The sequence below is a fragment of the Ruegeria sp. BF7 genome, from assembly GCF_056538605.1.
Genome location: NZ_JBQFTM010000016.1, coordinates 1 through 13,479 on the forward strand (window position 1 = coordinate 1; position 13,479 = coordinate 13,479).

General features: G+C 55.9%; 13 protein-coding genes. 7 read left to right on the forward strand and 6 right to left on the reverse strand.

The window, feature by feature from the left end; all coding sequences use genetic code 11:
- Positions 1–344: 344 nt before the first annotated feature.
- Entirely contained in the window at positions 345–1,574 is a 1,230-nt protein-coding gene (locus ACR0IK_RS20795) for an adenylate/guanylate cyclase domain-containing protein (RefSeq protein WP_480643059.1), read from the reverse strand.
- Positions 1,575–2,324: 750 nt separating this feature from the next.
- Between ACR0IK_RS20795 and rsgA the strand changes: the two genes are divergently transcribed.
- From rsgA to ACR0IK_RS20830, 7 genes are all read left to right on the forward strand, one after another.
- Entirely contained in the window at positions 2,325–3,407 is a 1,083-nt protein-coding gene (rsgA, locus tag ACR0IK_RS20800; RefSeq protein ID WP_480643060.1) for a ribosome small subunit-dependent GTPase A, read from the forward strand.
- A 4-nt stretch (positions 3,408–3,411) separates the two neighbouring features.
- A complete protein-coding gene (locus tag ACR0IK_RS20805; RefSeq protein ID WP_480643061.1) occupies positions 3,412–4,179 on the forward strand; it encodes a VOC family protein in 768 nt (255 codons plus the stop codon).
- 479 nt (positions 4,180–4,658) lie between these two features.
- Positions 4,659–4,841, forward strand: coding sequence for a hypothetical protein (locus ACR0IK_RS20810; protein WP_480643062.1), 183 nt, complete (start codon positions 4,659–4,661; stop codon positions 4,839–4,841).
- Between the two features lie 204 nt (positions 4,842–5,045).
- On the forward strand, positions 5,046–5,171 hold the full coding sequence (locus tag ACR0IK_RS20815) for a hypothetical protein (RefSeq protein WP_480643063.1): 126 nt from the start codon (positions 5,046–5,048) through the stop codon (positions 5,169–5,171).
- A gap of 64 nt (positions 5,172–5,235) precedes the next feature.
- Positions 5,236–5,388 (forward strand): hypothetical protein, encoded by a 153-nt coding sequence (locus ACR0IK_RS20820; RefSeq protein WP_480643064.1) that lies wholly within the window; start codon positions 5,236–5,238, stop codon positions 5,386–5,388.
- An 87-nt stretch (positions 5,389–5,475) separates the two neighbouring features.
- Positions 5,476–5,718 (forward strand): hypothetical protein, encoded by a 243-nt coding sequence (locus ACR0IK_RS20825; protein ID WP_480643065.1) that lies wholly within the window; start codon positions 5,476–5,478, stop codon positions 5,716–5,718.
- Positions 5,711–6,468 (forward strand): IS5 family transposase gene (locus tag ACR0IK_RS20830; RefSeq protein WP_480643066.1). Its coding sequence is split into 2 segments (ribosomal slippage): positions 5,711–6,032 and positions 6,032–6,468, totalling 759 coding nucleotides; the frame shifts between segments, so codons are not numbered across the junction. Before ACR0IK_RS20825 ends, ACR0IK_RS20830 begins: the two co-directional genes overlap by 8 nt.
- Positions 6,469–6,888: 420 nt before the next feature.
- Here ACR0IK_RS20830 and ACR0IK_RS20835 read toward each other — a convergent pair.
- From ACR0IK_RS20835 to ACR0IK_RS20855, 5 genes are all read right to left on the reverse strand, one after another.
- Entirely contained in the window at positions 6,889–8,289 is a 1,401-nt protein-coding gene (locus ACR0IK_RS20835; protein ID WP_480595426.1) for a TRAP transporter large permease, read from the reverse strand.
- 11 nt (positions 8,290–8,300) lie between these two features.
- Positions 8,301–8,933 carry a TRAP transporter small permease subunit gene (locus ACR0IK_RS20840; RefSeq protein ID WP_480643067.1) on the reverse strand — a complete coding sequence of 211 codons (633 nt, stop codon included), beginning with the start codon at positions 8,931–8,933 and terminating at the stop codon, positions 8,301–8,303.
- Positions 8,934–9,001: 68 nt separating this feature from the next.
- Entirely contained in the window at positions 9,002–10,012 is a 1,011-nt protein-coding gene (gene dctP / locus ACR0IK_RS20845; protein WP_480595428.1) for a TRAP transporter substrate-binding protein DctP, read from the reverse strand.
- 125 nt (positions 10,013–10,137) lie between these two features.
- Positions 10,138–11,478, reverse strand: coding sequence for a sigma-54-dependent transcriptional regulator (locus ACR0IK_RS20850; RefSeq protein WP_480643068.1), 1,341 nt, complete (start codon positions 11,476–11,478; stop codon positions 10,138–10,140).
- The gene (locus ACR0IK_RS20855; protein ID WP_480643070.1) at positions 11,475–13,175 is read right to left on the reverse strand and encodes a sensor histidine kinase; all 1,701 of its coding nucleotides are present in this window, start codon (positions 13,173–13,175) and stop codon (positions 11,475–11,477) included. The genes ACR0IK_RS20850 and ACR0IK_RS20855 overlap by 4 nt, the downstream gene beginning before the upstream one ends.
- Positions 13,176–13,479: the final 304 nt, after the last annotated feature.

Sequence of the window (13,479 nt, forward strand, 5' to 3'; positions counted from 1 at the left end):
CACAAACAGGCCGGACAGACGAAGGTACTGACGAAAAATGCCGCAAAATCACGAGTAAACGCTTGCAATGCAGGAGCCACCCACAGATGCCCTTCGATCCTGGTCAGTTTCGCTGCGGTGCGGCCCGTCAGAGAAGGCATTCGCTGCACGCGCCGAATCGAGATAAGGTCTAACTTACAGCTTGCGGGTCAAAACCAGCCGTTAGCAAAATATCCCGAAGGTCCGGTCCAGAGCTCTATTGTTGTCCTTAGGGCAAACTTGGCCCCGTGCCTGGAACGGACACAAAGACAGTTTGGTCTTTTAGACAAAAACCGATGCTGGAGTAGTTCGCCCGTCCTGTCCTTTCATCCACCCTTCCTCCCGCTCAGCAACCAGGTGCGTATCATGCCTTTGCCTCGAACTTCTATCAAACCGCGTTCGACGAAGATGTATCGGTTCATGAGGCGTTCATGAACGTCCGATGTCACTTGGATTTGCCCAGGCTCGCCGGTTTGCTCCATTCGCGCCGCCATGTTAACTGCGTCGCCCCAAACGTCGTAGAAGAACTTTTGCCTGCCTACGACTCCGGCGACGACCGGACCGCTGGCGATACCGATGCGAATCGGCACCGCACGTCCTTTTGGATCAACGAGGTCAGCGAGCGTTTCGCGCATCTCCAGTGCGAGATCTGAGAGTGCCTCAACTTGGTCTGGCCGCGGCTCGGGCACGCCACTCACAACCATGTAAGCATCGCCGGTGGTTTTGATCTTCTCGAGGCCATGCTTCTCGACGAGCGTGTCAAGATCGCTGAAGACGTCGTTGAGGAATCGAACGAGATCCTCCGGATCCGTATCGCTTGCCCGCGCGGTGAAGCCCCCCATATCGGCAAAAAGGACAGAGGCCTGATCGTATCGGTCGGCAATTACTTCGCCGCCACTCTCCTTGAGACGTGCAGTCACACTGACAGGTAGGATGTTCGCGATCAATGCCTCGGAACGCTCGAACTCATGCTCAGCCGCCGCCTCGGCGTGCGCGATCTGACGCATCGCATAGAGTACGATCGCAAACAGGATCGCAAAGCTCAGTACGACAGAGGGAATGAAATTCGCAACGAAAACCTGGTGCGGTGGCCGCAGCCCTGTGTTCACCGGCGCCACGGCCTCCAGAAAGATCGTGACCGTAGCGGCCAACGCGACCAGTGCGACTGCAACTGGGAGGCGTATCTCTCCGTAAAACGGAATGAGAAGCGCCGGAACCAGCAGGGCCCAGAAGTGCAAACCCGAACCAGTTCCAAAGATCAGACATAGTCCGGAAATGTCCGCCAACCCGACCGCGATAAGCAAGGACGCTCCCAGCGACGGCCCCCACCGATGCATTAACGGGACAGCGCTAAAACCGAGCGCGGCGCCGAGATGGACGAGCGATGGCGGCCACAGGCCGGGATTGGGGTTAATCATATGGGCGACGACAAATCCCAAAGAAATCGCCACGAGCGCAAATGCGGTCGCGTTCACCACGCGGAGCCGCCGCGCGACCTTCTCTGGATAGCGTTCGGTGCCAAAGCGGATGGTTGGAAGAACTCGGCGCCATTTCATACGGACCCCTCCAATGCCTTCGATCATAATTGGGTGTCGGAATGAGACGAACGTCAAGCTTGCAGACAGTGTGAACGTGCGCGACAGCATGAATGAATGCCGTCGCCGTTGCGCGAAACTTGCGTCGCCGAGGATAAGCCTCACTGGCAAACCTTCCACTTGGTCACGTCGTCGGGGACATCTCAATTGGGTCTAGAATACGCAAGGCGTACGCGAACTAAACGTAAGGATCACCGATATTGCCACGGTGCGCACGCACAGCAGCATCGGTCGAAATGGGCTCATTCCAGATTCTGGATGCAGCTGCTTTTGCCTGACTAAGGTCTGGACGGCACTACAAGGCCGACCCAAAGGAGACATCCAGCGCACTGCTGCAATGCCGCGGTTGCAACCCGCATAGGCATCGTTCGCTGCAACCGCTCGTACGCGGCGGTGGCAGATGTTTTGATCGCGGACAAAGCGGACCAAAATCCCATCCCGTTTAGTAGCTGCTTTGGCAATAGTAAGAATGATCGGTATATATGTTCCGAGCGGTTGTATCGGGCGTCACCACACCCTACATTACGAGCGTCCGAAATGGAGATTTCATGTCCCGGTAAGGAAGGGAGGCAGCGTGCCTCTCGGTGCAAATCCTACGTTTGAGAACAGCTCCGTCATACTGTTTTGACGGTGAACGTTGATTTGCATGCTTTTTCCTAACCATCGGCACCCAAGCCCTGCTTGTGCCAGAGACATGAAAGCAGACATCCTATGACACGGGATTATTCCAGTTTCCTCCCACCGCGCGCGCACGACGCCGGATCACCCGTCAAACTCAGCCGTATTCAGGCCCTCGGCTGGCAACCCTTCTTCGCCCAACAAATCGGTGTGGACGATTTGACCGCGGCTCCTCCCGTTCGCGTCGTCGAAGTGCATCGCAATGGGCTGCACGTCATCGGCGACACCGTTGATACGACACTTCCTCCCAGACCCGATGTAACTGTTGGGGACTGGCTGATGCTGGATACGGTGCACCCGCGATCCAGCCGAGCCCTTGAGCGCACCAGCCTGATCAAGCGACGCGCGCCCGGCACGAACCGGCAGGAACAGCTCATTGCTGCCAACATCGACACGGCCTTCATCGTCACGTCCTGCAATCAGGACTTCAATGTGGCCCGGCTCGAACGCTACGTCGCGCTTGCATTTGAGGCTCGGATCACGCCCGTCATCGTCGTGACAAAGACAGACCTCGTGACGGACCCGCAAGGCTATATCGACTCGGCCCGCGCTGTGTCGGACATGATCGACGTGATCGCACTTGACGCCCGCGGAAGCGCACCTCGGACAGGTCTGTCTCCGTGGTGCTTGCCCGGCAAAACCGTTGCATTCCTGGGCTCGTCGGGCGTTGGGAAATCGACATTGACCAATGCGTTGCTCGAGGGCCAATCCATAGAGACCCAGTCCATTCGAGAGGACGACGCGAAGGGTCGGCACACCACGACGCGACGCCATCTTCACTCAATGCCGAATGGCTGCTTGATCCTCGACACCCCCGGAATGCGGGAGTTGCAGCTCACCGACGCGGCGGATGGGATCAATGACCTATTTGCAGATATTCACAAGCTGGCAGCGCGCTGCCGATTCAATGACTGTCGGCACGAGACGGAACCAGGCTGCGCTGTTTTGGAAGCCATAGAAAACGGCACCATCGATTCAATGCGCCTCGGCCGGTGGCGCAAGCTCTTGGCGGAAAACGCCTTCAACTCCGCCAGCCTTGCCGAACGCAGATCGCGGGACAAAGCGTTCGGCAAGATAGTCCGTGGCGTCAAGAAACTCAAAGATGTCAGGAGATAGAGCGATGACACAGTCAAAAGCCGGTCAGATCGTGTGGCATGATCTCTTCACTTCCGACAGGAAACGGTCGATGGACTTCTACCAGCGTATCGCCAACTGGACCTACCAGGTCGAGCGGGCGACGGACTTCGCATGGGGCGGCGGCGAGAAGGATTTCGTCCTTGCCCTGTCCGGTGACGAAGCCGGTGCCGGATTTGCCGAGACGCCGCCGAAGCAGCAAAGCGGCTGGATCGCTTACATCGAAGTCCCCGACGTGGATGCGGCGGTGGCGAACGCCAACAAGCTAGGAGGAAAGATCGTACGACATCCGTTCGACGTGCCGGGCGTCGGGCGCAGCGCACTGGTTCGCGATCCGCTCGGCGCGCTGCTGGGAGTTTCGCTGTCACGGCACGCATTCCCGGTGCCACTCCGACATTTCGGCCCCGAAGTCTACGTCAGCAAAAAGGGTGACTTCCCCGAAGCGTTCTATGCCGAGCTCTTCGGATGGCAGGTCCGTCCAGAGAGAGACATTGAGAGCCTCAGCATCCTCGAGCCTTCGGGCAATCCCGTCGCCGTCCAACATGCCGCGGCTTGGCATACAGGCTCAAACTCAATTTGGGTACCGAGTATCAAGGTTGCTTCAATTTCAGATGCCTGCCGTGTGGCCGAAGTCAATGGAGCGCACCCTGTACTTGAAAATGACAACAGAGCCGCTCAATCCCGGAGCATCATCCTTCGTGATCCAAACGGCGCAGCGTTCGTTTTCAGCGTCGAGCGGACAAGCCCGTCATAGCTACATGCTCCGGCCTCATCAGAACTTCAGAGTGGGCATTTGCCCGCTCTGCAGGATCGGTGACTATGTGCTCACTGCCGCAATCGGAGCAAATGCGTCATTTGATCAGTAAATTCGACTGGTACGGATGGGTACGGCCCATTTCGGACCTTCAGCCGAACTGCTGGATGCTGCAGTGCGGCCGGTCAAACCGGCCGTTCGCTGCGGGTGCGAGATCTAGGGTTGGTTGAACTCACATCTCGCTGACCTTTCTACTTGGCAGCAACAATCGCAGGCTGAATTCATAGTCAGAAATATTGAAATCTTCATCCATCATCGAAACGGACAAATTATCGCCTGGGATGACCGAAAACCGCTTACTGGTGATCTAAATCACATATGGGTGTTTTTTTGCCAACCGGGGTTGGATCCGGGATTTTGAATTGGTCTCACCGACGGTTCCAAAACTCACGGTATTGGCGATATCGAAGGGCGTGTTTTTGATCGTCGCAGCTGCATTGGCTATCCTGCACATGGCATTGCAATCGCGCCCGTCATTCGTAGCGCTGAAAAAACGTGACCTGGACAGAACGACCATTTGGGACGTTATCAGTGGTGGGCGGCTTCCGGCGAAATCGTTTTACATGATCCTGACCATGCAATTCGTCATTGCCGGGGTTTGAATCCTGCGCCTAGACTCAATCCAGTATCTCGATGATAAACGCGGGCTCGCCACCTATAAAGCCGATCACAACACGACCGAGTTTGACGTCCATCGCACGTTGATCTCTTACTGCAATTGGGATGACCAATTTTTCGAAGTACGCATCACGGACATAATCGAGGGCAATCCCCTGCCGCTACGCGATCCCGATATCGATATCCCCATGGATGAACTACGCATCAAGGAATTTTCAGCTTTCGCCACGGCGGTCAGCAGGGAATTCCGTGAACAGGGGCCGGGCGCCATCCGCAACCTGACCCTGCGGCTGAACCCGGTTTCGCGATCATAAGTGCGTTTTCCTGATCTGTGCGCGGGGCGTCGTGCGCAAAGGGGAAAACGCCACGTCGTTTCCAATGAAATACGCCGGGGCGGGGCTGATCCTGTCATTCTGTTTCGTGTTGCTCGCCTATTTTGTGATCCTTGAACACCACGTCTCGACCGAGATCTCGGCGGCATATGCCACAGGGCGGGTGGTCTGCCTGGAACATGCCCGAGGTTTTTTTTGAGGGGCAAACCCTTGCCTTTGTATTTTCAACAATCGGGCTTTTGGTTCCGTTTTTTATGTCTCCGCGCCAGGTTTTCAGGAACCTATGTTGTTTAGAACACTGTATTTTATCCTGCCATTGATGCTGCCAACACTAGGCGCTGCGGACCCGTCGCAAACGACATTTGCGATCCGTGACGTGCCCGGTTGGGTAGAGGTCACAAGCGGCAAAAAACAGCTTCTGGAAAGAGACAGTCTTGACCACTGGATCGCCATGACTAAGTTCAGGATCCATTGTTTTCCGAGCGACGGCATGATTCACGGCTCGAAAACGAGCGGTGAACATGTCTGATCTTTTCTGGTTGAGTGACGCGCAGATGGCGCGTCTGGAACCTTTCTTTCCCAAGTCGCACGGCAAACCGCGTGTTGATGACAAGCGCGTGTTGAGCGGCATTATCTTCATCAATCGTAATGGCTTACGATGGCGTGATGCACCCAAAGAGTATGGCCCGCACAAGACGCTCTACAATCGTTGGAAGCGGTGGAGCGATAAGGGCATCTTCGCCGCGATGCTCACCGGCTTGGACACTGATCATGGTGAGGAAAAGACCGTCATGATCGATGCCACGTATCTCAAAGCCCATCGCGCAGCGTCCAGTCTTGCGGTGAAAAAGGGGGACGTGGACGCCTGATCGGCCGAACGAAGGGCGGTATGAACACAAAGCTTCATGCCATCTGCGACAGCAGAGGCCGTCCACTGAACCTGTTTGTCACCGCCGGTCAGCTCAGCGATTACATCGGCGCACGGGCACTGCTTTGCAGCCTGCCAAAGGTAGATTGGTTGCTCGGCGACCGAGGATATGACGCCGACTGGTTCATAGAAGCGTTGAAAGACAAAAGGATACGCGCCTGCATTCCAGGTCGGAAGCAGCGTAAGGCAACCGTCAAATACGACAAGCGCCGCTACAAACGCCGAAACCGCATCGAGATCATGTTCGGACGGCTCAAAGACTGGCGGCGTGTGGCCACGCGATACGACAGGTATCCGAAGGCCTTCCTGTTCGCCATCGCACTCGCGGCCCTTGTCATTTACTGGCTATGAGTCCTGACCCTAGGACGAGTTGATGAGTTGACCTATTCCGTACCGACCCCGTTCTCCGACGTTTTGCAGGCAATGCAACATACCCGCACAGGCACCGGTTGGGTGAAACTGCGGGCTGGCTGGGAAAGATAGTCAGTGCCGCGCGTCGCGTCCATCAGGGTTGCGCGCCAATTGCAGTCATATCAGATTGTGACCATCTTCCGCCGCCCGGCCTAAGAAAGTCAGTTCTTGACCAAATGACACCGAAGATCAGGACCTTTGATTTTGCCTGCCGACCCAGAGGACACACCGCCAACGGGCATCCCGACCGTAACGGGCCAAACCGGATATTGAACAAGTGTCATGTATTCTGCAGCGCGGCTGACTGATCCAGGCTTTAGCTGCACCGGCAAACCGCACTCCAAAACCATCCCACATGGTTCAAACCTGTCCGGGAAGCCATAGAACGATTGCCGGGAAGGCAACAAGCATTGCGATAGTCGCAGCATCCGCCAGAAAGAAAGGTGTTACACCTTTAAAAACATCCTGAACGCTTAGGTCATCGCGCACACCAGCCACGACAAAGCAATTCAACCCGATCGGTGGCGTAATCAGACAGAACTCGGCCATTTTTACGACCAGAATTCCGAACCAGATGGCGCACATCGGGCCGGACATCCCAAAGGTGCTTTCTGCTGCACTTACGGCTTCGCCGCCGTTCAACGCCATGACCGCAGGGTAAACAACCGGCAAGGTCAGCAACAACATCCCGATCGCATCCATGAACATGCCCAGAACAGCATAAGCCAGAAGGATACAGATCAGGATCAGCATCGGCGACATTTCAAGCGAGGTGATCCAGTCGGAGAACGCGTTGGGCAGTTCAGCAAAACCCAGAAAGCGAACATAGACCAGAACACCCCAGATGATGGTGAAGATCATGACGCTCAGCTTGGCGGTTTCCAACAGCGCGTCTTTGAGTTCGGACCAGCGCATGCCTTGGTACAACGCCATCAGGAAAACCACGAAGGCTCCGATGGCACCCCCCTCTGTCGGTGTGCCCCACGCATCACCTCCAAACGGGTTGTAGACAAAGAAGATGATGGTCACCACGACAACCACGATGGGCAGTGCGGGCGGCAGAGACAGGAAACGTTCTTTCCACGTAAAGCCTGTGACCGCGGGACCGAAACCTTTGATCACAACGGCCATGCCGATGATCAGCAAGCCGTAGATCACGGCTGAGAACATGCCCGGGATGAATCCGGCCAACAGCAGTTTGCCAACATCCTGTTCCACAATGATCGCGTAGATGACCAGAATGGCCGAAGGCGGGATGAGCGAGGCCAACGTACCGCCTGCAGCGACGACACCGGCAGCAAAGCGCTTGTCGTAACCGATCTTCAGCATCTCTGGGATGGCGATGCGAGCGAAAACAGCCGATGTGGCAACTGAGGCCCCGGATACCGCGGCGAACCCGGCAGTCGCAAAGACTGTCGAAACCGCCAGCCCGCCCGGAACCCATGCGAGCCATCTCTTGGCAGCCTCGAATAGCGCCTTGGTCAGGCCCGCATAGTAGGCGAGGTAGCCAATCAGGATGAAGGTCGGGATAAGGCTCAGCGCCTGGCTTGAGATCTTTGAATGAGGCACCTGCCCCGCTGTTTTGACGGCCACGGTCACTGCCTTGCCGAAACGCGCCGGATCGTACCCAAATTTGGCCCAAAAAATCCATATCAGACCAACCATGCCGGCGGTCGCGGCGGCAAAGGCCACGCGCATCCCCAACACCACAAGAACAAGCATTCCGCCCGAGACGATCAAACCAATATCAATGGGTTCCATCAGATTTAACCTCAGTTGTCGTGGCCCGAGACATGCTCGGCTTCCATTGCAGCCTGCGTGGCGGCATCGGCTATTAAGGGGACGGCAATAGGCGGCTGGTCGGGATGACAGATCGCGCGACCGTAGGCCCAGAGCTGCAGAACAAGCCTTAGGCAAAGCACGCTAAAGGCGACGGGGGCCAACAGCTTTGCAGGCCACAGCGGGATACCTATGTCGATGGAGCTGTCGCGGCTCCAGAGTGGAGCACCAAAGTCAAAACTGCGCGCGAAATGTGCCCAGCTCCCCCAGATCAACAAGACGATCAGCGCCAGAATGAGAGCGGTTGTGACGAACTCAACGATATAGAGCGTCCGGCCTTTCAGCGCGCCAACAACCATGTCCATTCGGATATGACCGCCATCACGCTGCGAATAAGAAATCCCCATAAAGGCGATCAGCGGCATGGCTTGCTCGATCCAGTCCACATAACCAGGAAGTGGTGCATTGGCGATATTCCGGCCACCGACGGAGACCACGGCCATGACCATCAGCGAGAAAACCGCAAGACCACTGATCAGAGCCAGAATGCTTTCCAGTTTGTAGAGGCGTTGATCGAGAATGCTGAGACGGCTGTCGTCGGACAGCACCAGGGATGACCCGGCCATCGTTTTACTCCGCTGTCAGGGAAGAAAGAACCCGACGCCAGCTAAGCTGACGCCGGGCAGTGAGTGGATTAGCTGCCGCTTGCGATCTTGCCAGTCACAAGGTCATAGAGCTCTTGTGCTGGCAGGCCACGCTCGGTGTTTTCTGCAATCCAGGCCTCGGCTGCGGGTGCGGCAGCGGCTTCTTTGAACGCTGCGATTTCTTCATCGCTGAAAGTGACCCGTTCGATGCCGCGTTTATCCAGCTCAGGGCCCCACGCTTCCATCGTTTTGGTCTGGTAATGGCTCACGTAGTGATCCAGTGCCTCTTCCACCGATCCCAGCAGAGCCTCGCGGTGTTCGTCAGATAGATCTTCCAGCGCCAGCGTATTCACCACGACTGGGCAATTGACGGTGCCGGGGTTGAGGTTTGTCGTCCACCACGTGCCATTCTCAATGGTGCCGAAGGACATATGGGCGTGTGGCGCAAAGCTGACCGCTTTGACGATGCCGCTGTCCATTGCCTGACGCACTTCTGACGCAGACATCGAGGTCGGAACTGCCCCAACCGTCTCCATCGCCTTGCCGATGCCACCTGTCGCCCGTACGCTCAGACCTTCAAAATCGGTTAGGGATTTTGGCGCTTCGCCTACTCCAACAAGGTTGTACTGCGGCAGCGGTGAAGGCATCAGCAGAGTCGCGTCCCAGCGGGCCAGATCCTCGACAACGGCCGGATGTTGATAAACGGCCATCGACAGGTCGACTTCCTGTTCAAGGGATGTCACGCCCAGAAACGGCAGTTCCAAGACAGTGATCGAGGGGTTCTTGTCGCGGTGATAGCCAGCGCAGAACTGGGCCATTTCAAACGCGCCAATCGAAATCCCATCGAGGTTTTCCTTGTTCTTCGACAGGCCGCCATAGCTGATATTCAGGGTAAATTCACCGTTGGTCTTTTCGTTTACCAGTTCGGCCAGTTTTTCGACGTGCTCGGTAAAGGCGCGACGCTTGCCCCACAGGGAAACGTTCCACTCAACGGCCAGTGCTTCGGATGCAAAGGTTAGCGACAGGGCAGCAATGGCCGCCCGGTTCAGATGTTTGCGCATAGTGGCACCTCCAAGTCACGCAATTTGTTTGTGCAGAGTATTCAGTATGCGTAGAGGGCTGACTATGAAGGAAAACGCGGGCGATCCTTCGGGTCCTCTGCGGATTTCCGCAGGACGTTTCTGGCTTACAACAAGGCCTCTTTATCCAGACCAAGTTTGACGATCTTTTCATTGAGTGTACGGCGACCAATTCCAAGTGCCTCGGCTGCGGCATCCATTCGGCCTTTATGCGCCTTTATAGCTTTGCCAATAAGCTCGCGTTCAAAAGCAGCAACCGCTTCGCGTAGCGTATCTGGCACATCGTCGATGTGATGATCACTTTGGATCGCCTTAGTAAGAGAACCGCCGCCGCGCCGGGCGGCCAATATGCGTCGCTCGCAGACATGGCGCAATTCACGCACATTGCCGGGCCAGTCATGTGCAAGCAGAGCGGCCAAATCGTCCTGATCGAGTTCTGGCGCGTCAATCTCATAAACCTGCGCGTATTCGTTCAAGAAATGCGTTGCCAACAGAACCAGATCATCCCGTCTTTGTCGCAGCGGAGGTAAGGACAGGACGACTGTATTCAATCGAAACAATAGGTCCTGACGCAGGCGGCCTTCCTCGGCCGCCTGCACAACGTCTTCGTTGGTTGCTGACACGACCCTGAAGCTTACCGGCACCGGCAACACTGCCCCAACCGGCAGCACCTGCTGATCTTCGATGACCCTTAGTAGCTTGGCCTGCGCCGCTGGTGGGCACGAACAGATTTCGTCCAGAAACAAGGTCCCACCCGATGCCGCCACGAGCCTTCCGTCGGATTCACCCGCGACGCCGAACATTTCCGCTTCAAACGTATCGGCCGACAACGCTGCGCAATTCAGCGCCAGAAACGGTGCCTCCGGCGAGCGGCCCAAATCATGTAGAGCATGGGCAACCAGTTCCTTCCCGGTGCCCGTGTCTCCCTGCAATAAAACCGCAACCCATGTATCGGCAAGATCAAGTACTTCTTGTCGCAAGTCTGTAATGGCGTCTGTTTGACCCAGCAGGATGCGGTCAAGCCCGGACAGCTTGAAAAGCCGGTCTTTAAGGCGGGCATTGCTTTTTCGCATTCGGTTTTGTTCAGCCGCGTGCCTCAGCACCGTCAGCAATCGCCGTGGTTCATATGGCTTTTCGATGAACCCATACGCCCCGTCCTGTATGGCCTGAACCGCCATCGGGATGTCACCATGTGCCGAAATCAATACCACCGGAGGCGCCACATGCCTGTCCAGGCTGGCCAGCAATTCAAGTCCCGACATGCCGGGCATACGCACATCGGACAGAATAACATCGGGCGAGGCGTTAGTCAGATGTTCCGTCACCTGGGTCGCGCGTGGCAAGGCGCTGACAATCCAGTCGGCAGCTTCGAGCAACTCGACAAGAGACTGTCGCATCGACTTGTCATCATCAACGACCAGAACTTTGAAGGGTTGCTGTTGGGTCATTCGTTCGTTTCTTCAGTAATTGAGGCCATTGGGAAGGTGACACGGAATATTGTTCCGCCGCCATCACGATCTCGGGCCGTCATTGTGCCATCGTGATCTTTGACAATGCTGGTGGAAATGGCCAGTCCCAAGCCCATACCTCGTCCGCTCTCCCTTGTGGTTACAAACGGCTCCTGCAATTCAGCCAGCGTTGCCTCGCCCAACCCGTGACCGTTGTCCTGAATTTCCAAAACTGCCTCATCATCAGAAGCCATGACAGCGATATGGATTTCAGGCGCATCCGCTCCGTCCGTTGCATCTATGGCATTGCGTAAAAGATTAGTGATGACCTGTTCGATCCGCAGGGCACTGCCCCGGATAAAGACCGGACCGGTCGGCGCATCAACTGAGGTTTTCACCTTACCCTGCTCGATGTTTGGCGCAACCAGAGCCAAAGCGGCGTTAACCGAAGTGCATAAGTCTACGTCGTCGAACGCCTCACTCTCTGACCGTGCAAAAAACCGCAATTGGCGCGTGATCCCTTCCATCCTGTCAACCAAGCTTCCGATTTTTTGCGGCAGCTTGGACTCACCGGAAGATGAGATCTCTTCTGCCACCAGGTGATTGCGCATCGCAGCGATGGGCTGGCCCAGCTCATGCGTGACCGAAGCGGATAGTTGCCCCAAAGCCGCCAGCCGGCTTGCGCGCTCTAACTCGCCTTGGGTGCGCTTGAGGCTCCGCTCGGCTGTCTTGCGGTCGTCAATTTCGATGGCAAGCCTTTCATTCGCCTCGCGCAGCTTTGCTTCTTCCTGTTCGGACCGCGCCAAGGCTGCGCTTACGCGTCTTGCGCGTTGTATCTGGAAGAAGACAAATGCGAGCCCCGCCAAAAGGACAAAAACTGCAGTTACAAGCCAACTGCGCGCTACGGCCTGATCGTCACTTGCAAAATAGTGAAGCGACCAGCCATGTGGCAAATCCGTAGCTGCAAGATGCAAGCGCTTCGTCCCCGCAATTCTGGCCTGATCCCCCGGTAACTCAACCCAATCCAACGCATCTAAGTCTTGCCCCGGAAACTGCCTGGCATCCCGAATCCGTTCTCGCTGTGGTTCTGACAACGGCGTCAACGCGCGATATTGCCAGTCCAAATTCGACGAAAGCAAAACGACACCGTCTTCATTGGCCAAAAGAACCTGTTCACCCGAGTTTTTCCAACTATCCTGAAGATCAGAGAAATCGATCTTTATCGCTATGACGCCAGTTGAAGCTCCCTGGTCGTCAAGCACTGCGTTGGCGATGAAGTATCCTGGCAGACCAGTCGTTGCCCCGATGGCATAAAAGCGGCCCTGTTTACCAGAAACGGCATTTTGGAAATACGGGCGGAAAGCGTAGTTCTGGCCAACAAAGCTCCCAGTGTCGCGGTAGTTCGATGCGGAAATCGTGATCCCGTCTTCGTCCATCAGGTAGATCGCATCCAGCCCCGCCTGCTCTGCAAAATCCTCGAGGCGCCGGTTTAAAGTTCCGGTGCTGTCTCCTTCGGCTGTACCAATTACAAAGGAATCCTGTGACAGCACATATGTGAGGTGGGAAAATCGTTCGAGTTCGCTGTTCACCGAGCTTTGGTAGAGAGAGAGCCGGCCCTGAGCTTTCGAAAGTTCCGCCGAAACGAAGTATTGGTAAGAAACCAAATAAAGGCCAATGCTGGCGACAATGGCTACCAAAATACCTACAATATACGAAGTTGACCGCATTTAATGCCCATAAACCGCGATAACATAGGATCACAGTAGGATTTAGCCGTCCATCCCATGACTTCTAATCCGACATTTTGATGTTCAGGCCAAACAAAAATGACCGAATAATTTGAGAACGCTAAGCAATGAACGAACCTGCAAAAACAACTTTTTGCTTTTCGCAAGTAGACGTCGACCCAAAACCGGTCGGGCAGTCTTTCACTTGATCGCGGGAATTGAGACCAGACGGCCTGTGGGGAAGACCTTGGTCTTGCAACCCAAGGTAAGGTAG

Bases quoted from the DNA above. Each gene is read 5' to 3' on its own strand.
- ACR0IK_RS20795 (WP_480643059.1), bottom strand. From the start codon at position 1,574: ATGAAATGGCGCCGAGTTCTTCCAACCATCCGCTTTGGCACCGAACGC.
- dctP (WP_480595428.1), bottom strand. From the start codon at position 10,012: ATGCGCAAACATCTGAACCGGGCGGCCATTGCTGCCCTGTCGCTAACC.
- ACR0IK_RS20850 (WP_480643068.1), bottom strand. From the start codon at position 11,478: ATGACCCAACAGCAACCCTTCAAAGTTCTGGTCGTTGATGATGACAAG.
- ACR0IK_RS20835 (WP_480595426.1), bottom strand. From the start codon at position 8,289: ATGGAACCCATTGATATTGGTTTGATCGTCTCGGGCGGAATGCTTGTT.
- ACR0IK_RS20815 (WP_480643063.1), top strand. From the start codon at position 5,046: ATGGATGAACTACGCATCAAGGAATTTTCAGCTTTCGCCACGGCGGTC.
- ACR0IK_RS20840 (WP_480643067.1), bottom strand. From the start codon at position 8,933: ATGGCCGGGTCATCCCTGGTGCTGTCCGACGACAGCCGTCTCAGCATT.
- rsgA (WP_480643060.1), top strand. From the start codon at position 2,325: ATGACACGGGATTATTCCAGTTTCCTCCCACCGCGCGCGCACGACGCC.
- ACR0IK_RS20805 (WP_480643061.1), top strand. From the start codon at position 3,412: ATGACACAGTCAAAAGCCGGTCAGATCGTGTGGCATGATCTCTTCACT.
- ACR0IK_RS20820 (WP_480643064.1), top strand. From the start codon at position 5,236: ATGAAATACGCCGGGGCGGGGCTGATCCTGTCATTCTGTTTCGTGTTG.